The organism is Kitasatospora sp. NPDC051702, assembly GCF_040681575.1.
Lineage (GTDB): Bacteria > Actinomycetota > Actinomycetes > Streptomycetales > Streptomycetaceae > Kitasatospora.
In genome coordinates this window covers 17,710-40,196 of record NZ_JBFAZB010000014.1, presented here as the reverse complement: position 1 = coordinate 40,196, position 22,487 = coordinate 17,710, and the positions used below count along the sequence as shown (strand labels likewise).

Here is a 22,487-nt window from a genome sequence, read left to right as displayed (position 1 = left end):
GGTGAGCGACACCGCCGGTGTGCGGACCGGCCGGATGACCGGTCCGCACACCGGCCTCGGGGGCTTCGGCGGGAGCAGCGGGACCAAGGGCCCGGGCAGGGTGCACCGTCCGGCCCGAGCGAGACCCCGCCGGAGAGTGTGGGATGGATGTGACGCGCCACCCGCGGATGGCGCCGCCCCCCACCGCGCGAAGGGCAGGAACACCATGAAGGCCGCCGTCGTCCACGACTTCACCGCTCCGCTGGTCATCGAGGACCGCCCGGTGCCCCGGCCGGCCCCGCACCAGGTGCGGGTCAGGATCGAGGCCTCCGGCCTCTGCCACACCGACATCCACGCCGCCCACGGCGACTGGCCGGTCACACCGAACCCGCCGTTCGTGCCCGGGCACGAAGGGGTGGGCGTCGTCGAGGAGGCCGGGGCCCAGGTGCGGCACGTGCGGGTCGGCGAGCGGGTCGCCATCCCCTGGCTGGCCGATGCCTGCGGGCGCTGCGACCAGTGCGTCAGCGGTTGGGAGACGCTCTGCCTCCGCCAGCACAACAGCGGCTACTCGGTGGACGGTGCCTACGCCGAGTACGCGCTCGCGCACGGTGACTACGTCGTGCCCGTCCCCGACGGCATCGACCCGCTGGACGCCGCACCGCTGTCCTGCGCCGGCGTGACCACGTACAAGGCGCTCAAGGTCTCCGGGGCCGGACCGGGCACCCGCGTCCTGGTGTCCGGCATCGGCGGACTCGGCCACCTGGCCCTGCAGTACGCCCGGATCTCCGGCGCCGAGACCATCGCCGTCGACGTCACCGACGACAAGCTCGCACTCGCCCGGGACCTCGGCGCCGACCACGTCCTGGACGCCCGCACCCAGGACGTCGCCGCCGAGGTCCAGGCCCTCGGTGGCGCCCACGCCGCCATCGCCCTCGCCGTCAGCAACGCCTCCTTCCAGGCCGCCTACGGGGCGCTGCGGCGCGGCGGCACGCTGGTGCTGGTCGCGCTTCCGGCCGGAGGCAAGCTCGAACTCCCGGTTTTCGAGACCGTCTTGAACGGCACCAGGGTGATCGGTTCGATCGTCGGTACCCGCGAGGACCTCGCCGAGGTGTTCCGCCTGCACGCCCTCGGCCGCACCCGGGTCATCCGCGAGACGCGCCGCCTGGACGACGTGAACGCCTGTTTCGACGAGGTCCTGGCAGGAAAGGTCGCGGCCCGCCTGGTCTTCGACCTGCGCGGCTGAACCGCGCGGCCATCATCGGGGAAACGCGACCACCATCGAGGGAAGGGATCGGCGTACGGGATGAACGGCACGACGGCACGACGGCGGATCGTGGTGGGTTCGGACGGCTCGGAGTCCTCCCGAGCCGCTCTCCGGTGGGCTCTGCGGCAGGCCGCCCTGGTCGGAGCCGCGGTGGAGGCGGTCACCGCCTGGGAGTACCCGGCCTCCCACGGTCTGGTCCCGGCGACGGTGGACGGGGACGCGGAGGCGTTGGCCGGCAAGGTCCTCGCCGAGACGGTCGCGCGGGAGTGGGGCCTGGACCGCCTGGTGGAGGTGCGTGAGCGCGTGGCCCCCGGCAACGCGGCCCGGGTCCTGCTGACCGTCGCCGAGGGCGCCGAGCTCCTCGTCGTCGGCAACCGGGGGCACGGGGGCTTCACCGGGGCCGTGCTCGGCTCGGTCACGCAGCACTGTGTCCAGCACGCCTCCTGCCCGGTCGTCGTCGTCCGGGAGGCCGGGCGGGCGAAGGCGGAGCCCGGCGACGGACGGTGACCTCCGGACCGTGTGCGCCGCGCCGACGTGATCGGCGCGGCGCACGCGTTTCCTGGGCCCTGCCTGGCGGTGTCCTCGGTCGGGCGTCCGCAGTCCGACCCTGGCGGATCAGACGGCGTACAGGCCATGGGCGGTGAAGACGCCGCGGGCCTCGGCGGTCCGGTCCGGGGTGGGGTCGGGCGTGTCGGCGAGGGGGAAGTCCAGCTCCAGAGCGCGCCACTTGGCGGCGCCGAGCTTGTGGAAGGGCAGGATGTCGACGCGGGTGACGTTGCCCAGCGAGGCGGCGAAGGTGGCGACGCCCTCGATGTTCTCAGTGGGGTCGGTCAGGTGTGGGACGAGGACGAAGCGGACCCAGACCTCGGTGCCGAGGTCGGCCAGGCGGCGGGCGAAGGCCAGGGTGGGGGCGAGCTCGCGGCCGGTCAGATGCCGGTAGAGGGTGCGGTCCCAGGACTTGATGTCGAGGAGCACGAGGTCGGTGTCGGCGAGCAGCGCGTCGGAGGCGCGGGCGCCGAGGAAGCCGGAGGTGTCCAGGGCGGTGTGCAGGCCGAGCTCGTGCTTGAACCGGTGCAGCAGTTCGCCGGTGAGGGCGGGTTGGAGGAGCGGCTCGCCGCCGCTGACGGTGGCGCCGCCGCCGGAGGCGCGGATGAAGTCGGTGTACTTCGCGGCCTCGCGCACGATCTCCTCGGCCGAGCGGGGCCGACCGTGGCGCATGGACCAGGTGTCGGGGTTGTGGCAGTAGAGGCACCGCAGCGGGCAGCCGGCCAGGAAGGTGACGAAGCGGGTGCCGGGGCCGTCGACTCCGGTGGACAGGTCCCAGGAGTGCAGCGTGCCGGTGGCGGTCATCGGGTGTCCTCGGAGTGTGGCGCGGTGCCGGCGTCCTCGGTCGGGGAGACGCCGGCACCGCGAGCGGGTGGCGGGAGCTACAGCGCGTCGTGGAAGGTGCGGCCGATCACGTCGAGCTGCTGTTCGCGGGTGAGCCGGACGAAGTTGACCGCGTAGCCGCTGACCCGGATGGTCAGCTGCGGGTACCTCTCCGGGTGGTCCATCGCGTCCAGGAGGGTGTCCCGGTCGAGGACGTTGACGTTCATGTGGAAGCCGCGGCAGGTGGTGTAGCCGTCCAGCACACCGACGAGGTTGCACACCCGCTCCTCGGGGGTGCGGCCGAGCGCGTCCGGGGTGACGGTGTCGGTGAGTGAGATGCCGTCCTCGGCGTGCTCGTACGGGAGCTTCGCGACCGACAGGGCCCCGGCCACGTAGCCGTGGACGTCTCGCCCGTTCATCGGGTTGGCGCCGGGCGAGAACGGCTCGCCCGCTCGCCGTCCGTCCGGGGTGTTGCCGGTCTTCTTCCCGTAGACGACGTTGGAGGTGATGGTGAGCACGGACTGGGTGTGCTCGGCACCCCGATAGGCGGGATGCTCGCGCACCTTCGCCATGAACTCCTCGACGAGCCGGACCGCGATGGCGTCCGCCCGGTCGTCGTTGTTGCCGTACGCCGGGTAGTCGCCCTCGACGAGGTAGTCGGTGACCAGGCCGGTCTCGTCCCGAACCGGGGTGACCTCGGCGTACTTGATGGCCGACAGCGAGTCGGCGGCGACCGCGAGGCCGGCGATGCCGCAGGCCATGGTGCGCCGGACGTCCCGGTCGTGCAGGGCCATCTCGATGCGCTCGTAGGCGTACTTGTCGTGCATGTAGTGGATGACGTCGAGTGCGTGGACGTACGTCCCGGCGAGCCAGTCCAACTGCTCGTCGAAGCGGGCGAGCACCTCCTCGTAGTCGAGCACGTCCCCGCCGACAGGGGCTGTGGCCGGGCCGACCTGGACGCCGGACTTCTCGTCCCGGCCGCCGTTGATCGCGTAGAGCAGGGTCTTGGCGAGGTTGACCCGGGCGCCGAAGAACTGCATCTGCTTGCCGACCTCCATCGCGGAGACGCAGCAGGCGATCGCGGTGTCGTCGCCGAAGCGCGGGCGCATCAGCTCGTCCGACTCGTACTGGATCGAGGAGGTGTCGATGGACACGCGGGCGCAGAACTCCTTGAAGCCCTGCGGTAGTCGCGGGGACCAGAAGACCGTCATGTTCGGTTCGGGGGCCGGGCCCAGGTTGTAGAGGGTCTGCAGGTAGCGGAAGGAGGTCCGGGTGACGAGGGGGCGGCCGTCGGTGCCGATGCCGCCGATCGACTCGGTGACCCAGGTCGGGTCTCCGGAGAACAGCTCGTCGTACTCGGGGGTGCGCAGGAAGCGGACGATCCGCAGCTTGATGACGAAGTCGTCCACCAGTTCCTGGGCCTGCTGCTCGGTCAGGAGCTCTGCCGCGAGGTCACGTTGGAGGTAGACGTCGAGGAAGGTCGAGGTGCGGCCGAGCGACATCGCGGCGCCGTTCTGCTCCTTGACCGCGGCCAGGTAGGCGAAGTAGAGCCACTGGACGGCCTCGCGGGCGGTGCCGGCCGGACCCGAGATGTCCTGCCCGTAGGCCGCGGCCATCTCCTTGAGCTCCTCCAGCGCCCTGATCTGCTCGGCGAGTTCCTCGCGCTGCCGGATGGTCTCCTCCAGCCGCGCCGGATCGGTGGGCCCGGCGTCCAGCTCGGCCTTCTCGGCCCGTTTGGCCGCGATCAGCCGGTCCACGCCGTAGAGCGGGACGCGGCGGTAGTCGCCGATGATCCGACCGCGGCCGTAGGCGTCCGGGAGCCCGGTGATGACGCCGGCCTTGCGGGCCGCGAGGATCTCGGGCGTGTAGGCGTCGAACACCCCGTCGTTGTGGGTCTTGCGGTACCGGGTGAAGACCTTCTCCAGCTCCGGGTCGACCGGGTAGCCGTAGGTCCGCAGCGCGGTCGCCACCATCCGCCAGCCGCCGTTGGGCATGATCGCGCGCTTCAGCGGGGCGTCGGTCTGCAGGCCGACGATCAACTCCCGCTCCCGGTCGATGTATCCGGGCGCGTGGGCGGTGATGCCCGACGGGATGTCGAACGCGATGTCGTACACGCCCTTGGCCCGCTCCTCGGGGAAGCGGTCGGTGATCTGCCGCCACACGGCGAGGGTGCGGTCGGTGGGGCCGGTGAGGAAGGCGGCGTCGCCCTCGTACGGGGTGTAGTTGCGCTGGATGAAGTCGCGGACGTCGATGGTGTCCCGCCACGGTCCGTTCCGGAAGCCGTTCCAGGCGGTGGTGGTCGACTCGTGCTGCGAGGTGGTCATCGCGGTGTCCTCTCTCAGGCCTGGTCGCCGTAGTAGGCCCGGCGCATCAGCCGCCGCATGTCGGCGAGCATCGGCATCCGGGGGTTGGCGGGGGCGCACTGGTCCTCGTAGGCGTTCATCGCCTGCTGCGGCAGGGCCGCCAGGAACGCCGCCTCGTCCACGCCGGCCGCCTTGAAGGACCGCGGGATGCCGACCCTGTCCCGCAGGTCCTCGACCGCCGAGGCGAGGGACTCGACGCCCTGTTCGGGGGTGGCGGCCGGCAGACCGAGCATCCGGGCGATCGCCTGGTAGCGCTCGGGGGCGGTGTAGCTCCGGTACTTGGGCCAGCCGGTGACTTTCGCGGGGGCGGAGCCGTTCCAGCGGATGACGTGCGGCAGCAGCAGGGCGTTGGTGCGGCCGTGGGCGATGTGGAAGGTCGCGCCGAGGGTGTGGGCCATGGCGTGCACGGCGCCGAGGAAGGCCGAGCCGAAGGCCATGCCGGCGATCGTGCCCGCGTTGTGCATCTTCTCCCGGGCGAAGGGGTCGTCCGGTCCGTTCAGCACCGCGCGCTCCAGGTTGTCGAAGATCAGCCGGATGCCCTGGAGGGCGAGCCCGTCCGTGAAGTCGTTGGCGTAGACGGAGACGTAGGTCTCGATGCAGTGGGTGAGGGCGTCGAAGCCGGTGTCCGCGGTCACGTGCTTCGGCAGGCCGGTGGTCAGCGCCGGGTCCACGATGGCCACGCTCGGGGTGAGCGCGTAGTCCGCGAGCGGGTACTTCTGGCCGGTGGCGGTGTCGGTGATCACCGCGAAGGGGGTGACCTCGCTCCCGGTGCCCGAGGTGGTCGGGATGCAGACCAGCTTCGCCTTCTCCCCGAGGTCGGGGAAGGTGAACGCGCGCTTGCGGATGTCGAAGAACTTCTCCTTCAGGTCCGCGAACTCGACCTCCGGGTGCTCGTACATCAGCCACATCACCTTGGCGGCGTCCATCGGCGAGCCGCCGCCCAGCGCGACGATGGTGTCCGGCTCGAACTCCCGCATCAGGGCTGCGCCCTTGTGGACGGTGTCGATGCTCGGGTTGGGCTCGACCGAGTCGATGACCCGCACCTCGACCGGGTCGCGGCGGCGGTCGAGCACGCCCCGGATCCGCTCCAGGTGGCCGATCTCCACCATGGTGCGGTCCGTGACGACGACGATCCGGTGTGCGTTCGGCATGCTCGCCAGGTACCTGACCGAGTTGCGTTCGAAGTAGATCTTCGGCGGGACCTTGAACCACTGCATGTTGGTGTTGCGCCGCCCGATCCGCTTGATGTTGACGAGGTTCAGCGCCGAGACGTTCCCGGAGACCGAGTTGTGTCCGTAGCTGCCGCAACCGAGGGTCAGCGAGGGCGTGAACGCGTTGTAGACGTCGCCGATGCCGCCCTGCGAGCTGGGCGCGTTCCAGATGATCCGGCAGGCCTTGACCGCGTGCCCGAACTCCTCGACGAACGCCGCGTCCTCGGTGTGCACCGCCGCCGAGTGCCCGAGACCGTCGAACTCCACCATCGCGGCGGCCAGTTCGATGCCCTCGGCGCGGGAGCGGGCGGTGAGGACGGCGAGTACCGGGCAGAGCTTCTCCCGGGTCAGCGGCTCCGAGGGTCCGACCCGTTCGCAGTCGGCGAGGATGACCGAGGTGTCGGTCGGCACCTCGAAGCCCGCCGCCTGCGCGACCTGCGCCGCCGACCGGCCCACCACCTCGGCGTTCAACCGGCCGCCGGCGCACGTCGCACCCGCCCCCGCCCCGAACAGGTACCGCTCCAGCAGCGCCTTCTCCTCCGCGCTCGCGTGGTGGGCCTTCAGCGTCCGGAACTCGGCGAGCGCCGCCTCCCGGATCTCCCCGTCCAGGACGACGGCCTGCTCGGAGGCGCAGATCATGCCGTTGTCGAAGGACTTCGACAGCACGACGTCGTTCACCGCCCGCCGCACGTCCGCGCTCCTCTCCACGTACGCCGGGACGTTGCCCGCGCCGACGCCCAGCGCCGGCTTGCCGCAGGAGTACGCGGCCCGCACCATCGCGTTGCCGCCGGTGGCCAGGATGGTGGCGACGTCCGGATGGTTCATCAGGGCGCGGGTGGCCTCCATCGACGGTTCCGCGATCCACTGGATGCAGTGCGCCGGGGCACCGGCCGCCACCGCCGCGTCCCTGACGATCCGGGCCGCCTCGGCCGAGCAGCGCTGGGCCGACGGGTGGAAGGCGAACACGACCGGGTTGCGGGTCTTGAGCGCCAGCAGGCACTTGAAGATCGTGGTGGAGGTCGGATTGGTCACCGGGGTGATGCCGGCGACCACCCCCACCGGCTCGGCGATCTCCACGATGCCGTCGATCTCGTCACGGTGCACCACGCCGACCGTCCTGGTCCGGGCCATCACGTGGGTGACGTTCTCGCAGGCGAAGACGTTCTTCACCGCCTTGTCCTCGAAGACCCCGCGGCCGGTCTCCTCCACGGCCAGCGCGGCGAGCCCGGTGTGCTCGGCCAGCGCCGCCAGCGAGGCCTTCTTGACGATGCGGTCGACCTGTTCCTGGGTGAAGTCGGCGTACTCCTCGAGGGACGTCAGCGCGTCGGCGACCAGACGGCCGACGGCGACGGGCACGGGAGGAACCGTCGGTTCCTCGGGCTGCGGGTGGCGGGGCATGGCTGGACCACCTTCCGGTTCATCGTCCGGGAGTCGGGCGCGTGCGGCTTGCTCGCGCTTCCATCGAAAGCTTCTCCCGGCAGCGGTGCCGAGGGAGGCGGCCAAAGGGGCACCGTGTCGGGCCGAAGGTCCCTCCTTCGCGGTCGCCTGACGAGCCGAAGGGCACGGGCACGGGCACGGGCACGCCGGAGGCCGTGGGCAGCGTGTCCGCCCACGGCCTCCGGCGTGCGGTCCCCGCCGCCCGTGTCTCCTTCCTTGTGGCCGGCGCCCTCGCGCGCGACCCTTGACGTCCGGCAGGTTCTCGGTCGGCCGGCTCCGACCGCAGCGGGCCGGTCGGCCCCGGCCCGGTCCCGAGGGTCCAGGCCAGGTGCCGGGCGTTCAACCCTCGGGCACGACCGCCACGGGGCAGCCGGAGTGGTGGAGGAGGGCCTGGGCGACCGGGCCGGCGTCCTGATCGGACCTGTGGTCCGGCCGCACCTTCTACGCTGAGCCCGGATCAGCCTGCCGGGCGTTGCGCGGCGGTGTCGCCTGCCCGGTGGTCGAGGCGGCTGGTCACCGAGACCACACCGTCCACGCTCCGGCACAGCCGCTCCACGACGGCCGGCAGGCTCCGGTGCCCGACGGTGCCGCTCAGGGTCACCTGTCCGTCGTGGACCTGGACGTCGAGACTGTCCGGCGCGATGCCCAGGGTGCGGGAGAGGATGTCGCCGCGGATCTCCTCGCGGATCGCCCGGTCGTGGCGGAGGAAGACGCGCAGCAGGTCGGCGCGACTGACGATGCCGACCAGGCGGCCGGCCTCGTCGGTCACCACGAGGCGCTTGAGACCCTTGAGCTGCATCACCCGGGCAGCCTCCACCACGGTCCACTCGGGGCGGGCGCACACGGCGGGGCTGGTCATGAGGCCCTCGGCGGTCGTGGCGCGGCTCGTGGCCCGGTCGGGGGCCGACAGCCGAGGGGTGAGCAGCAGGCCGGCGGGGTCCTCCTGGGACGCCTCGTTGAGCAGCAGGTCGGCCTCGGAGACCAGGCCGAGCGGTCGGTCCTGTTCGTCGAGGACCGGCACGGAGGTGATGCCGTGGTCGGCGAGCAGTCGGACGATCTCCTTGAAGCCGGTATCGGGCCGCACGTTCACGACGGCGGAGGTCATCAGCTCTCCCACGATCCGGTGTCGCATGGTCGGACTTCCTTTCGGGCACGTGTGTCGGGCCGGTGGGGCCCGGTCAGGTGAGTGCGGCGCGGCGGCTCGGCGCCCGGGGCCGTGAGCGGAGACGACCGGGGCGTGCCGCGCACCGTTCCGGTCGGCCGACAGGCCTGACCGGTCGCGCCCGATCCGCCGAGTCGACTGTCCGTGGGTGCCGGGAGGTTCGTACCTCTCGCCGATTCCGAGTGCTTCAACCATCCGCCTCCGGGGCGTCCCGGCGAAGGGCCCAAGGGGTCTCCGTGCCGGGACCTTCAGCCCGATCTCCCCCCGCGCGGGGCGCTCGCGGGACCGACCGGCCCAGTGCACCCGGTCGGCACCCGGGAACGGCCGCGGCCCGGACCTCGACGGGTCCGGGCCGCAGCCACCACCGGGCGGTTCAGTCGTGTGGGACGACCGCGACGGGGCTGTGCGCATGGTGCAGGACGGCATGAGCCACACTCCCCAACCGGGACACCCCCACCTGACGGCCGGGAGTCCGCCGCCCCAGCACGACGAGTGAGGCTCCTCGGGAGGCGTCGACGAGCGCGCCGCCCGCGTGGCGGGAGGTGACCTCGGCCTCCACCCGAACCTGGGGGAACTTGTCCCGCCAACGAGCCAGCGCGTCCTGGAGGCGCACCAGTTCCGCCTCCGCCAGGGCGCCCCTGATCTCCGGTTGGTCGACCGGGGCCTTCGTCACGTACGGGCCGGCCGGCAGCGAACGGGACTCCAGCACGCGCAGGCTGACGCCACGGCGGGCCGCCTGTTCGAAGGCGAAGGCGAGCACCTCGGCGCAGGGCCGGTCGCCCTGGACGCCCACGACGACGTCACCCGCCCCGGCGGCCTCGCCGTCCGTGTCCGCCCGGACGAGCACGACCGGGCAGAGCGCGTCCGCTGCCACCCGGAGCCCCACCGAACCGACCAGCAAACCGGTGAATCCTCCGAGCCCCCGCGAACCGAGAACGATCAGTCCTTCCCGCGCGCCGGCCGCCGCGAGCGCGTGGGCCGGGCTGCCCGGAATCCGCTCGCACGACAGCCCCAGGCCGGGCAGGACGGCCGCGATTCGGTCCCGGACCGAGAGCACCGCCGACGGCAGACCGTCATCCACCCCCTCCGGCCGCAGCGGCCTTCCGTCCTCCGGTCCCCCGACATGGATCATGCGGAGCGACCGCCCGCTCCGGTCGGCCTCCGCGGCCGCCCATGCGGCCGCCGCCGTGCTCTGCTCCGAGCCGTCGATCCCCACCACCACGGAGTGCGACATGTCGCGTCCTCTCTCGGTCCCACGGGACGCCGCCGTCCGCGTCCCCGCTGTCCGGGACAGCATCGCGCCGTAGCCGAGGGCGGCGGCAGGGGCCGAGCAGCCCTGCGTCCGGGCCCAAAGTCCCGGCGCCACGCGGGGGATCGCGCGTCCGGCACCACCGCCGCCGTGCGGCCTCGTACTGCAGCACAGCGGACCCGACGCGCAGCCCCGTGAGGCGGTCCTCACCGCGGGCGCCGGCCGGCGGCGGTCGGCGTCCTCCGCGGCACAGGACGCCGACGTGGCGGGATCCTTCGCCCGCCGCTGCCCGGCCCCGGCCATCGGCGACGAGGTCCGGCGCGACCACCACCGTGACCACGGTGCTGATGCCCTACATCACCAGCCAGTTCGCACGTCGCGCCCCGGGTGGCCCGTACGACTGGCGCCGGGTCCTTGCACCGGGCGCCGGGCACCGGAACGACGCGAACCGGGGACGGCTGAGGCCGTCCCCGGTTCGCGTTCCCGCGCCGGCTACCCCACCGGCGTGATGAGGCCGTAGTGGCCGTCGTAGCGGTGGTAGAGCACGTTGCCCCGCCCGGTGGCGGTGTCGGTGAAGAAGACGAACGGCAAGCCGGTGAGGTCGAGCCTCGACACCGCTTCGGCCACCGTCAGGTCCGGCACCCCGGCGGTGCTCACGGTGAGCCCCTGCTCCGGCTCGCCGACAGGTCCGGTGCCGGCGAGGCGGTGCCCGTCGGTGCGCTCGTCGCGGTAGACGACGCTGTCGCAGCCGGTGGCGGCGTCGGTGAACAGGTGGAAGTCGTAGTCCATGGCCTCCATCTCGAACACGGCGGCCCGGGCGCTCTGGCTGGGCAGGCTGTACGTCTTGTGCCGCACGACCCGCCGTTCCTCCGGCGCCAGGGCGCGCCGGAGCGGGCGGTGCCCGCGGGCCGCCTCGTCGTCCCAGGCCCCTCGGTCGGCCGGGACGGCGGTACGGTGCGAGTCGCGGTGCCGGTGCACCCGGGCGAGCCGGGCGCTCAGCCGGTCCCGGAGCAGGTCGACGGCCTCCTGCATGGTCGCGGCCGCCACGTGGGCGCGGACCGGGCGGCCGTTGAGGTCCACCACGGCCTGGGCGATGGCGGGCTTGACGACGGCGTGGTTGCTCTCCTGGGTGAGCTTCACCCGAGCCGCGAGGACCGGCTCGTGCAGCCGCTCGACCACAGCCAGCAGCCTTGCCCTGGCGTAGTCCGGCGCGGCGAGGGACACCTCACCCCGGGTCTCGACCTCGATGTCGTGGGCGATCGGCGGGTGCGAACGGTCCATCAGGAGTCCTGCCTTTCGGATGTGGTGTCGGACGGCCGGGCGCCGGGCGGCACCGTCGCCGGCCGGACGTCCCGCCGGCAGGGCCTTTGGCCCTTCTCCCCGCCGTCCGGGGCGGCGCGGACGGCGGTCCCGGTAGTCCCCAGGACGGTGCCGAGGGCGTTGTCGAGCGGGCCGATGGCGGCCAGGCCGCCGGTCCGTTCGGCGAACGCGGCGGCGGCCTCGGTCTTGGGTCGCATCGAGCCCTCGGGCAGGTCCAGCGCGCGCAGGCGCTCGGGCGTGGCGGTCACCAGCGGGCCGGGGTGGGCGGTGCCGTAGCGGGTGAACACGTGCGTGACGTCGGTGAGGATCAGCAGGGCGTCGGCGTCCAGCTGCTCGGCGAGCAGGGCGGCGGTGCGGTCCTTGTCGACGACGGCCTCGGTTCCCCGGAGCAGGCCGGTGTCGCGGTCACGGATGACCGGGACGCCCCCACCACCACCGCAGATCACCACCGCTCCGCCGGCCAGCAGGCGGCGGACGAGGGGCGCTTCCAGCACCGCCCGCGGTTCGGGCGACGGAACGACACGGCGTCGGTCCGCGCCGTCCGGCGCGGTGGTCCAGCCGCGCTCGCGCTCCAGGGTGCGGGCCTGCTGCTCGCCGAGTCGCTGCCCGATGAACTTGGTGGGGTGGGTGAACGCCGGGTCGTCCGGGTCGACCTCGGTGTGGGTGACGAGGGCGGCGACCTCCCGCCCGGGGAGGCGGTTCATCAGCTCCCGGGCGAGCAGGGTGCCGATCATGCCCTGGGTCTGGGCGCCGAGGACGTCCAGCGGGTAGGGCGCGGTGAGGGCCGGGTCGGTCTCGCTCTCGACGGCGAGCAGGCCGATCTGTGGGCCGTTGCCGTGGGTGATCACCACCTCGTGCCCGGCCTCGACGAGCTCGGCGAGCGAGCGGGCCGCCTGGTGGACGTGGTGCAACTGGACCTCGGCGTCCGGGTGTTCACCCCGCTGGAGCAGGGCGTTCCCGCCGAGGGCGGCGACGATGCGCACGGTCAGTCCCTCCCCAGGGTGGCGACCAGGATCGCCTTGATGGTGTGCATCCGGTTCTCGGCCTGGTCGAACACCAGCGAGGCCGGCGACTCGAAGACCTCGTCGGTGACTTCGACGCCGTCGAGCCCGTGGCGGGCGGCGAGTTCGGCACCGAGGTCGGTACTGGTGTCGTGCAGGGCCGGCAGGCAGTGCAGGAAGGCCGTGTCCGGGTTGCCGGTGGCGGCGAGGGTCTTGGCGTCGACCTGGTACGGCAGCAGCTGGGCGATGCGGTCGGGCCAGTGGTCGTGGTCCTCGCCCATCGACACCCACACGTCGGTGTAGAGGTAGTCCGCGCCGCGCACGGCCTGGGCCACGTCCTCGGTGAGGGTCAGGCGGGCGCCGCTCTCCAGCGCGAGCGCCCGGCAACCGGCGACGCGCTCCGGCTCGGGCCACAGTGCGCTCGGCGCGGCGATCCGGACGTCCATGCCGAGCAGACTCCCCATCGTCATCAGTGAGTTGGCGGTGTTGTTGCGGGCGTCGCCGAGATAGCAGAAGGAGATCTCCGCCACCGGCCGGCCGCTGTGCTCACGCATCGTGAACACGTCGCACAGGCTCTGGGTGGGGTGGCAGGCGTCGGTGAGACCGTTGTAGACCGGTACTCCGGCGCGGCGGGCGAGTTCGGTGACGGTCCCCTGGTCGAAGCCGCGGTACTGGATGCCGTCGTACATCCGGCCGAGGACGCGGGCGGTGTCGGCGACGCTCTCCTTGTGTCCGATGTGGGAACTGTCCGGCCCGAGATAGGTGGTGGTGGCGCCCTGGTCGGCGGCGGCGACCTCGAAGGCGCAGCGGGTGCGGGTGGAGTTCTTCTCGAAGATCAGCGCGAGGCGGCGGCCGGTGAGCCGGGGCGTCTCGGTGCCGGCCCGCTTCGCGGCCTTCAGCTCGGCGGCGAGGTCGAGCAGGTGGTGGATCTCGGCGGCGGTGAAGTCGAGTTCGTCCAGGTAGTGACGGCCGTGCAGGTCGATGGTCATGGCGGTTTCTCCTTGTGGGGGTGGTCAGTTGGCGGGGTCGCGCTGGATGGGGCAGCTCATGCAGCGCGGGCCGCCGCGGCCGCGGCCGAGCTCGGATCCGGCGATGGTGACGATCTCGACGCCCTGCTTGCGCAGATGGGTGTTGGTGGTCGTGTTGCGCTCGTAGCCGACGACGACGCCGGGTTCGAGGGCGAGGAAGTTGCTGCCGTCGTCCCACTGTTCGCGCTCGGCGGCGCGCACATCCTGCTCGGCGGAGAGGAAGCGCACCGTGTCCAGGCCGAGGGCCTCGGCGAGCGAGGCGGCGAGGTCGGTGTCGGGGCGGACGTCGAAGCCGGCCGGTCGTTCCGGGGCGGGCGTCAGGGTCCAGGACCGCAGTCCGTCGGCCAGCCCCGGGTAGACGACGAAGGTGTCCCGGTCGATCATCGTCAGGACGGTGTCCAGGTGCATGAAGGCCCGGCTCTCCGGCAGGCGGACGGCGATCAGCCGCCGCGCGGTGCCGTACTGGAACAGCTGCTGGGCCAGTTGTTCGACGGCCTGCGCGGTGGTGCGCTCGCCCATGCCGACCATGACCACGCCCTCGCCGACGACGTGGACGTCGCCGCCCTCCAGGCTGGTGCCCGGGGACTGGACGGTGCCGTCCAGCAGCGGGGGCGCGGTCTCGGCGAACAGCGGGTGGAAGCGGTAGACCGCGGCGGTGTGCAGGGTCTCCCGCCGACGGGCGGGCTTGGCCATCGGATTGAGGCTGTAGCGCCCGCCGATCCAGCAGGAGTTGTCGCGCGGGAAGAGGTGGTTCGGGAGCGGCGGCAGGGCGAAGTCCTGCTCCCCCAGCGCGTTCCAGACCAGGCTGTGCGGGCTCTTCAGCGGCAGGTCGTCCTTGAGGACGCCGCCGATCAGGTACTCGGCGAGGGTCGGGCCGTCCACGTCCTCGCACAGTGCCCGGACCGGGTCGACCAGAGCGGGCCCGACGGTGGCCTCGGTGACGATCTGTCCGAGCAGCCAGGCCCGGGCCGGCGGCAGGGCGAGGGTCTCGCCGAGCAGGTCGGCGTAGTGGTGGACGCGGACGCCGTGGTCGCGCAGCACCTGGGCGAAGGCGTCGTGCTCCTCGCGGGCGCGCTTGGCCCACAGGATGTCGTCGAACAGCAGGTCGTCGACGTTGCGGGGAGTGAGCCGGGCGAGTTCGAGGCCGGGGCGGTGCAGGATGACCTGGCGCAGGCGGCCGGCTTCGGAATCGACACGCAGGGTGTTCATCGGTGGGTCTCCTCGTTCTCGGCGCGTGGACGCGGTTCTCAGTGCTGGTGCCGCGGGCGCAGCGCGCGCAGGACGATCGTCGGCAGGCCGACGGGGTGGGCCGTGCGGGCCGGGTGGGCCATCGGCGCGGGGGCGGCGGTCGTGCCGGCACCGGAGGGCTCCGCCGGGACCGTGGCGCTCCCGCCCCGCTCCCGCTTGAGCCAGATGTAGACCGGGATGCCGGCCAGGATGGTGAACAAGCCGTAGTAGACGGTCTGGTAACCGCTGCCCTGGATCGACCAGTAGGAGAACACCAGGGCGAGGACGGTCACGGTGACGTCCCGGGCCAGGCGCCGCCGGTCGAGCTCGGCGCGGCCGTGCTGCACCAGCCAGAGCAGCTGGGCGGCCGCGGACACCAGGTACGGGATGACGGCGGTCAGGACGCTCAGCAGCACGATCTCGGTGAAGACCTTGGTGAACTGGGTGTAGCTGACCACGGTGAGCACCGACGCGAGCAGGGTCGCCGACACGATGCCGAAGACGGGCACCTGGCCCTGCCCCCGGAGCTTGGCGAACGCGGACGGGAACAGTCCGTCCCGGGCCGCGGCGAGCGGCATCTCGGCGCAGATGAGCGTCCAGCCGTTGAGTGCCCCGAGGCCCGAGACGATCGCCGCGGCGGCGACCAGGTTCCCGGCCCAGGTGCCGCCCGCGATGGTGTTGAACGCGTCGGTGAACGGTGCGGTGGAGCCAGCGAGTTGATCGTGCGGGACGGTGCCGAACACGGCCAGGGTTCCGAGGAGGTAGATCGCCGCGCAGGCCAGCGTGCCGTACACGGTCGCCCGGGGCACGTTGCGCTTCGGGTCCCGGACCCGGCCGGCGGCGACGGAGGCGGTCTCCAGCCCGATGTAGCTGAACAGGGCGATGGCGCCCGCCGCCGAGACGGCGCCGAGCGCCGACCCTCCACTCGCGTTGAAGGCCCCGAAGTTGCCGGACTTGACGAACAGCAGTCCGGCGGTCGCCATGAAGCCCAGTGGCAGGAACTTCAGCACGGTGGTGACCAGTTGGAAGGCCCCGGTGTTCCGCGCGCCCGTCAGGTTGACGGCCGCCGGCAGCCAGAGCCCGGCCAACGCGATCGTGATCGACGCCCAGGTGTGGTGACCCTTGTCGACGAACACCTCGACGTAACCGACCCAGGCCACCGCGATGGCCGCGTTGCCCGCCCAGGCGGTGATCCAGTAGGACCAGGCCGTCAGGAACCCGGCGAACTCGCCGAACGCCTCCCGGGCGTAGACGTAGGGGCCGCCGCTGCCCGGCACCCGCTCGGACAGCCGCCCGAACACCACCGCCAGTGCCAGGGCGCCGACGGTCACGGCGACGAACGCCACCAGTGCGATCGGGCCGTAGGGAGCGAGCGCGGACGGCAGGGCGAACACGCCCGTGCCGATGATGCTGCCGACGACCAGCGCGGTCGCGGCGGGCAGTCCGAAGCGCGTGTCGGTTCTCCGTTGCCCCGGGGCCGCGGCGGCGGCCCGTCGATCCGGTCGGTCGGGTGCGGACATGAGGGTGCTCCTAGGTCAGAGTGGAGGTCCGGGGCGGGGGCCTGCCCACCGCTCGCCGATGAAGATCCTCGTCTGCCGGGCGGCCCCGCCCCAGGGGCCGACGGTCCCTGCTCCCCCTGCCCGCGGTCCCGGTCCCCCCGCCCGGTGGTCCCGGGCGGGACCGGGACCACCGGGGCCCGGCCCGGGCCCCTCGCGGTCGACATGCAGAGGTACCGGGAGGGGCGCACGGCCCGCCGGTCCCGCGACCGGGACCACCGGGCCCCCCGGCCGGTCCCTTCGGTCCCTTCTCCCGTCGGCGCCCGGACGGGAGATTCGACGGCATGCCGGGCGTCGGCCGTCCGGGCCCGGTGCCGTGATCCGACGAAGAGGAAACCACCATGACGCGCTGTGTCCTGACCGGAATCGACGGATCGCCGCAGAGCGAGGCCGCGGCCCTGTGGGCGGCCGAAGAGGCCCGCCGCCGGGGCTGCGCCCTCCGGCTGCTGCACGCCTGGCCGTGGCTCGACGCCGGGGACGACAACACCTCGCGGCCCGGCGACCCGCGGCCGAGGGCGTTGGACGCCCTTCACGGCATCGGCGACCGGATCCGGCACGACCACCCGGACCTCCCGGTGGAGGCCGTGGTGCTCTCGGACGATCCGGTCGACGGGCTGATCGCCGCGGCGAAGGGGCAGGAACTGCTGGTGCTCGGGTCCCGCGGGCTCGGCGGGTTCGCCGGCCTCCTGGTCGGTTCGGTGGGGCTCGCGGTGGCAGCCGGCGCGACCGTCCCGACGGTGCTGGTCCGCTTCGGACAGGCACCCGCCGAGCGGACCGCGGCCGTCGGGGCGACCCGGGAGGTGCTGGTCGGTCTCGACGGCCGTGAACCCTGCGACGCCGTCGTCGAGTTCGCCGCCGCCGAGGCGGAGCTGCGCGGCTGCCGGCTGCGCGTCGTGCACGGGTGGGACCTGGTGGCCTCCTGGGCCTACGGGGGCCTGATGTCGCCCATGGTGGACCCGGTGGAGCAGGAGGCCGGCGAAACGGCCCTGATCTCACCGGTCCTCGCCGGCCTGAGGGCAAGACGCCCCGGCGTCGACATCGTCGAGGAGGTCCGCCTCGGCGGCGGAGCCCAGGCCCTGCTGGAGGCCTCCACCCGTGCCGACCTCGTCGTCGTCGGCCGGCGGGAGCGCCGTCACCGCCTGGGACCGCGCCTCGGTCCGGTGGCCCACGCCGTTCTGCACCACTGCGCCGCCCCGGTCGTCGTGGTCCCCCACCCGTGAGCCGAGCGCACCCCGCACCACCGCCCACCCGAGCAGCGACAAGGAGCACCACCGTGTCCAGCACCCACCGCCGCGCCCGGCCCGACAACCCGTCCGCACCGTCGTGCGGCCACCTGCGCCGGGCCTTCGGTCCGGAGCGCAACCCACTCGGCCGCGCTCTCGACCGGGCCCGGAGCCGGGCGGTGGTGCTCACCGCCCTCGGGATCGGCCTCGCGGCACTCCTCGGCGCCGGGGCCGCCGTCACCCATCTCTCCGTCGGCCAGCGGCAGGCCGCGGCCACGGCCGCCCGCCTGCACCGCGTCGAAGCCTCGGTGCAGGGCTCGGTCCGGAGGGCGGAGGCCACCGTCGCCGGCGGAAAGGCCGTCTACCGCGCCGACGCCGCCTGGACCTACCCCGGCAACCAGCGCAACACCGGCACCATCGACGTACCCCGGGCCACCGGGCCCGGTGCCACCGTCGGAATCTGGGTCGACCGGGACGGCCGCCCGGCGGCCGCACCCCCGAGCACCGCCGACCTCGTGTTCGACGCGGTGTTCCTCGGCCTGTTCCTCTTCGCTCTGCTCAGCGTGCTCGCCTCCGCCGGGCTCTGCGTCAGGCTGAGCGCCCTGGACCGTCGGGCCGACCGGGCCTGGACACGGTCCTGGGCCCGGCTGGAACCCGTGTGGAGCGGCCGCGCCCCACGCGGACACCACCTCGGCTGACCGGACACGACGGCACGGTTCCCCCGACCGGCTCGGCCCTGCAAGGAGGACCGTGCCAGACCGACCCGGCACCGCGCGGGCCGTCGTCGCCGCCGCGTGCGCCGCACCGCCCGTCCACAACACCAGCCGAGCTCGACGGCCGGGCCCTCCAGCTGGACCAGGATCGGGATCAGCTTCTGCCCCGTGTCGATACCGTCGCACCCACTGGCCGCCACGCTCCACAACAGCCGTGTCCCGGACCGAGTAGGGCCGGACGGCCCTACCGAAACCACCCCCGGTCACGCCAGACTTCGCGTAGGTTTCACGCAGCCTGCCACCGGGGCGGGCACACGGGGGTTGGAGCGGTGATGACGGAGAGTCCGGCAGCTGGGACGAGCGGCCCGGTGAAGGTGTTCCTGCTGGACGACCACGAGGTGGTCCGTCGGGGCGTGCACGACCTGCTGGACGCCGAGCCGGGCCTCCAGGTGATCGGCGAGGCCGCCACGGTCGAGCAGGCCCTCGCCCGGGTCCCCGCCCTCCGCCCCGACGTCGCCATCCTCGACATGCGGCTGCCGGACGGCGACGGCGTGACGGTCTGCCGCGAACTGCGCTCAAGCATGCCGGGACTTGCCTGCCTGATCCTCACCTCGTTCGACGACGAGGAGGCCCTCCTGGACGCCATCATGGCCGGAGCCGCCGGCTACGTCCTCAAGCAGATCAGCGGAACCGACCTGGTCTCCGCCGTGCGCACGGTCGCCTCCGGCCAGTCGATGCTCGACCCCGGCGCTGCCACCCGTCTGATGGCCCGCCTGCGCGGCGACGCCACCACCCAGCAGAGCTCCGACCTGCCCCGGCTCACCGAACGGGAGCGGGAGGTCCTCGCCCTGGTCGGCGAGGGGCTGACCAATCGCCAGATCGGTCAACGGCTCTACCTCGCCGAGAAGACCGTCAAGAACCACATCTCCCGCCTGCTGGCCAAGCTCGGCGTGGAACGGCGCGTCCAGGCCGCCCTGATCGCCACCCAGACCCTGGCAACCAACCGGCAGCCCACCGATCGGCCCGGCCGCTGAACCGACCGCCTCGGGACACCAGCCCCCACCGACGCGGCCCGGCCGGCGCCCTCGCCGGCCTCTCGGTCGGCGGCCGGCACGACGGACGCGGCGCCGTGAGGCCGGGTCAGTGTTCCAGCGGCACCGACCAGGACAACCTGGTGCCGCCGGCCTCCGGAGAGACCAGTTCGAAGACACCCCCCAGGGTCTCGGCCCGCTCCGCGAGGTTGCGCAGCCCGCTACGCCGCCCCTGCTCCGGGATGCCCACCCCGTCGTCCTGCACCGTGAGCACCACCCGGGACCCGGTCGCCTGCAGTACCACCTCGATCCGCCCTGCCCGCGCGTGCCGGGCCGCGTTGCTCAACGCCTCCCCCAGAACCGCCACCACGTGGTCGGCCACCTCCGCGGGCACGTCCGTGTCGAGCAGGCCCTCCATGCTCAGCCTGGGCGGGAAGCCCAGCCCGGCCTGCGCCTCCTCGGCCACCCGCACCACGCGTGCCCGCAGGCCCTGGACGCCCTTCTCCTCCCGCGCCCGCAGGCCGAAGATCGTCGACCTGATGATCTTGATGGTCTCGTCCAGGTCCCCCACCGCTCGCAGCACCCGGTCCGAGGCGCCGGGATGCTCGATGAAGCGGGCCGCGCTCTGCAGGGTCATCCCGGTCGCGAACAACCGCTGGATGGCCAGGTCGTGCAGGTCCCGGGCGATCCGGTCCCGGTCCTCCAGCATCGCCAGTTGCTCGGCGTCCCGGCGGCGTTCGGCGAGTTCCAGGGCGAGCGCCGCCTGATCGGCGAAGCCCAGCAGCGGGCCGATCTCCCGGTCCGTGAACGCCGCCTCCCCCGTCCGCCGCGCCAGCAGCAGCACGCCGTCCACCGGACCACCCGCGCGGCCCAGCGGAACGGCCACCGCCGGGCCCAGACCGTCGTAGAGTCGCGGCCCTTCCGTGAACCGCGGATCACCCGCCAGGTCCGCCGTCGCCGCCGGAGAGCCCTGCGCGCACGCCTCGCCCGCCAGCGTGCCCTCCAACGGCACGTCCAGGCCCTGCCTCCCGGCCGTGTCCCCGCCCAGTGCCAGCTCGACCCGTACCGTCCCGGTACCCGGAACGGGCACCGAGACGTCCGCCAGTTCGGCGCAGGTGATCTCCCGCGCCCGGCGCGCGATCAGCTCGACCACCTCGGAGCGGTCACCTCCCGACAGCAGCCCACGGGTGATCTCCGCACTCGTGCCGAGCCAGCGCTGCTGGCGCTGCGCCTCCTCGTAAAGCCGGGCGTTGTCGATCGCGACCCCGGCCGCCACCGCCAGGGTCGAGATCACCGACTCGTCGTCGGTGTCGAACTCCTCACCGGAGCGCTTGTCGGTCAGGTACAGGTTGCCGAACACCTCCTCGCGCACCCGTACCGGCACCCCGAGGAACGCCCGCATCACCGGGTGTTGCGCCGGGCAACCCACGGACGACGGGTGCTCGGCGAGGTCCATCATTCGCAGCGGCTCCGGGTGGCGGATGAGCTCCCCCAGGAGGCCCCGACCCGTCGGATACGGCCCGATCCGCTGGATCTGCTCGTCCGACATGCCCACAGTGAGGAACTGGGAGAGCGTCTCGCCGTCGGGGCCGATCACCCCGAGCGCCGCATACCGGGCGTCCACCAGGACGGCGGCCGCCTCCACGATGCGCCGCAGCACCTGCGTCAGCTCCAGCTCGCGGCCTACCGACAGCACCGCCTCCAGCAGACTGTGCACCCGGTCCCGAGTGCCCCGGGCCGCGTCGATCCGCGCCTGCAACTCCTCCAACAGCTCGTCCAACCGCAGCTGCGGGATCCGCGACCGCACCTCGTCCCCGCCCATACGAGCCTCCTCGTCCCTTGCCGCCGGCGCGTCGATTCTTGCAGAAGACGCCACCGACCGAGTCGGACGAGCGGCCCCCACCCGAGCCGACGCGCGCGGTGCGCCACCGGGCTGGGTTCATGCCCCGGCGGGCTGGGTGAGCGTGTGCCAGGCGTGGTAGCCGCCGAGGAGGTCGGCGGTGTCGGGGTGGCCGTGGTGGCGGAGCAGGCTGGCGGCGATGGAGGAGCGGTGGCCGCCGGCGCAGTGGACGACCAGGGGGCGGTCGGTGGGGAGTTCGGTGAGGCGGCCCGGGAGCTCGGTCAGGGGGATGTGGAGGGAGCCGTCGATGGAGCCGGCTTCGCGTTCGCCGCAGGTGCGGACGTCCAGGACGGTGGGCGGCTGTGCGCTGGTGAGGGCGGTGCGGAGCTGCTCGGCGGTGAGGCGGCGGGCGGGGGTGAGGTCGTCGGCGAGGGCGGGCAGGGCGTTGGCGGGGTTACGCAGGTAGCCGGCGATGTGGTCGAAGCCGATGCGGGCGAGGCGGGTGATGACCTCGTCCTCGCGGTCCTGCGGGGCGATGATCGCAAGGGTGCTGTCGGGGGTGAGGACGGTGCCGGCCTGTTCGGCGAAGCGGCCGTCGAGGGGGACGTTGACGGCGCCGTGCAGGTGTCCGGCGCCGAAGTCCTGGGGGTTGCGGGCGTCGAGGACGACGGCGCCCGCGGCGCGGGCTTCCCGGAGGCCTTCGGGGCACAGGGGGCGGGCGGCAGCGGTGCGGTCGAGGAGCGGGTGCTCCTGCCGGTTGAGGGCGGCGTCGTGGCCGAAGTAGGCGGGGGCGTTGGACTGGCCGGCGGTGACGATGCGGACGAAGGTGTCCTGGTCCATCGGCGCGCAGGCGTAGTTGGTGGCGCGCTCGCGGCCGATGGTGGAGCGGCGGTCGGTGGAGAGGTTCTTGCCGCAGGCGGAGCCGGCGCCGTGGGCGGGGAAGACGAGGGTCTCGTCGGGCAGGGTCATCAGCTTGCGGTGGACGCTGTCGTAGAGCATGGCGCCGAGTTCCTCGGCGGTGACGCCGGTGGAGGCGAGCAGGTCGGGGCGGCCGACGTCGCCGATGAACAGCGCGTCGCCGGTGAGCACGCCGTAGGGGACGGTGTCGTCGGGCTGCTCGAAGACCAGGATGCTGATCGACTCGGGGGTGTGGCCGGGGGTTTCGAGGATCTGGAGGGTGACGTCGCCCAGCTCGATCCGCTCGCCGTCGGCGAGCTTGCGGATGGGGTAGTCGGTCTCCGCCCGCCGCCCGTAGCCGATCCAGGCGCCGGTGCGGGCTGCGAGTTCGAGGTGGCCGGCCAGGAAGTCGGCGTGGAAGTGGGTGTTGACCACCGCCTCGACGGTGAGGCCGCGGGCCTCGGCCTCGGCGACGTACTCGTCGACGTCGCGCCGCGGGTCGACGACGACGGCGCGACCGGTGCGCTCGTCCGCGATCAGGTACGAGGCCTGGGAGAGGCAGTCGAGGTAGAACTGGGCGAAGTACACGGGGAATCCTCCTGGGCGGCGCCGGGCGTC

The 22,487-nt window shown here is 73.0% G+C and carries 17 protein-coding genes; 5 read left to right on the top strand and 12 right to left on the bottom strand.

Annotated features, from left to right (window positions below; translation table 11 throughout):
- Nucleotides 1–205: 205 nt before the first annotated feature.
- Complete coding sequence (gene adhP / locus AB0N04_RS14695; protein ID WP_360213333.1) at nucleotides 206–1,222, top strand: alcohol dehydrogenase AdhP; 1,017 nt, start codon at nucleotides 206–208, stop codon at nucleotides 1,220–1,222.
- 60 nt (nucleotides 1,223–1,282) lie between these two features.
- Entirely contained in the window at nucleotides 1,283–1,750 is a 468-nt protein-coding gene (locus tag AB0N04_RS14690) for a universal stress protein (protein WP_360213335.1), read from the top strand.
- Between the two features lie 108 nt (nucleotides 1,751–1,858).
- Here the strand turns inward: AB0N04_RS14690 and pflA are convergent, their stop codons facing one another.
- The 10 genes from pflA to AB0N04_RS14640 all read right to left on the bottom strand — a co-directional run bounded on the left by pflA (nucleotide 1,859) and on the right by AB0N04_RS14640 (nucleotide 16,129).
- Nucleotides 1,859–2,593, bottom strand: a complete 735-nt coding sequence (gene pflA / locus AB0N04_RS14685; protein ID WP_360213337.1) for a pyruvate formate-lyase-activating protein — start codon at nucleotides 2,591–2,593, stop codon at nucleotides 1,859–1,861.
- 77 nt (nucleotides 2,594–2,670) lie between these two features.
- Entirely contained in the window at nucleotides 2,671–4,935 is a 2,265-nt protein-coding gene (gene pflB, locus AB0N04_RS14680; protein WP_360213339.1) for a formate C-acetyltransferase, read from the bottom strand.
- 14 nt (nucleotides 4,936–4,949) lie between these two features.
- Nucleotides 4,950–7,583: a bifunctional acetaldehyde-CoA/alcohol dehydrogenase gene (gene adhE / locus AB0N04_RS14675; RefSeq protein ID WP_360213341.1), complete on the bottom strand. Its 2,634-nt coding sequence runs from the start codon at nucleotides 7,581–7,583 to the stop codon at nucleotides 4,950–4,952.
- Nucleotides 7,584–8,079: 496 nt separating this feature from the next.
- The gene (locus tag AB0N04_RS14670) at nucleotides 8,080–8,754 is read right to left on the bottom strand and encodes a CBS domain-containing protein (RefSeq protein WP_360213343.1); all 675 of its coding nucleotides are present in this window, start codon (nucleotides 8,752–8,754) and stop codon (nucleotides 8,080–8,082) included.
- A 403-nt stretch (nucleotides 8,755–9,157) separates the two neighbouring features.
- Nucleotides 9,158–10,018 carry a universal stress protein gene (locus tag AB0N04_RS14665; RefSeq protein WP_360213345.1) on the bottom strand — a complete coding sequence of 287 codons (861 nt, stop codon included), beginning with the start codon at nucleotides 10,016–10,018 and terminating at the stop codon, nucleotides 9,158–9,160.
- Nucleotides 10,019–10,525: 507 nt separating this feature from the next.
- Nucleotides 10,526–11,314 (bottom strand): HPF/RaiA family ribosome-associated protein, encoded by a 789-nt coding sequence (locus AB0N04_RS14660; RefSeq protein ID WP_360213347.1) that lies wholly within the window; start codon nucleotides 11,312–11,314, stop codon nucleotides 10,526–10,528.
- On the bottom strand, nucleotides 11,314–12,336 hold the full coding sequence (locus AB0N04_RS14655; protein WP_360213349.1) for a carbamate kinase: 1,023 nt from the start codon (nucleotides 12,334–12,336) through the stop codon (nucleotides 11,314–11,316). The genes AB0N04_RS14660 and AB0N04_RS14655 overlap by 1 nt, the downstream gene beginning before the upstream one ends.
- Nucleotides 12,337–12,338: 2 nt before the next feature.
- The gene (argF, locus tag AB0N04_RS14650) at nucleotides 12,339–13,343 is read right to left on the bottom strand and encodes an ornithine carbamoyltransferase (RefSeq protein ID WP_360213351.1); all 1,005 of its coding nucleotides are present in this window, start codon (nucleotides 13,341–13,343) and stop codon (nucleotides 12,339–12,341) included.
- 24 nt (nucleotides 13,344–13,367) lie between these two features.
- Nucleotides 13,368–14,591, bottom strand: a complete 1,224-nt coding sequence (locus AB0N04_RS14645; RefSeq protein ID WP_360213353.1) for an arginine deiminase — start codon at nucleotides 14,589–14,591, stop codon at nucleotides 13,368–13,370.
- Nucleotides 14,592–14,629: 38 nt separating this feature from the next.
- A complete protein-coding gene (locus AB0N04_RS14640) occupies nucleotides 14,630–16,129 on the bottom strand; it encodes an amino acid permease (RefSeq protein ID WP_360213355.1) in 1,500 nt (499 codons plus the stop codon).
- A 377-nt stretch (nucleotides 16,130–16,506) separates the two neighbouring features.
- Between AB0N04_RS14640 and AB0N04_RS14635 the strand changes: the two genes are divergently transcribed.
- From AB0N04_RS14635 to AB0N04_RS14625, 3 genes are all read left to right on the top strand, one after another.
- Nucleotides 16,507–17,385 (top strand): universal stress protein, encoded by an 879-nt coding sequence (locus AB0N04_RS14635; protein ID WP_360213357.1) that lies wholly within the window; start codon nucleotides 16,507–16,509, stop codon nucleotides 17,383–17,385.
- 53 nt (nucleotides 17,386–17,438) lie between these two features.
- A complete protein-coding gene (locus tag AB0N04_RS14630) occupies nucleotides 17,439–18,086 on the top strand; it encodes a hypothetical protein (RefSeq protein ID WP_360213359.1) in 648 nt (215 codons plus the stop codon).
- Nucleotides 18,087–18,433: 347 nt separating this feature from the next.
- Nucleotides 18,434–19,135: a response regulator transcription factor gene (locus tag AB0N04_RS14625; protein ID WP_360213361.1), complete on the top strand. Its 702-nt coding sequence runs from the start codon at nucleotides 18,434–18,436 to the stop codon at nucleotides 19,133–19,135.
- 106 nt (nucleotides 19,136–19,241) lie between these two features.
- Here AB0N04_RS14625 and AB0N04_RS14620 read toward each other — a convergent pair whose 3' ends face one another.
- On the bottom strand, nucleotides 19,242–20,954 hold the full coding sequence (locus AB0N04_RS14620) for a GAF domain-containing sensor histidine kinase (protein WP_360213363.1): 1,713 nt from the start codon (nucleotides 20,952–20,954) through the stop codon (nucleotides 19,242–19,244).
- A gap of 117 nt (nucleotides 20,955–21,071) precedes the next feature.
- Nucleotides 21,072–22,457 carry an MBL fold metallo-hydrolase gene (locus AB0N04_RS14615; protein WP_360213365.1) on the bottom strand — a complete coding sequence of 462 codons (1,386 nt, stop codon included), beginning with the start codon at nucleotides 22,455–22,457 and terminating at the stop codon, nucleotides 21,072–21,074.
- Nucleotides 22,458–22,487 lie beyond the last annotated feature (30 nt).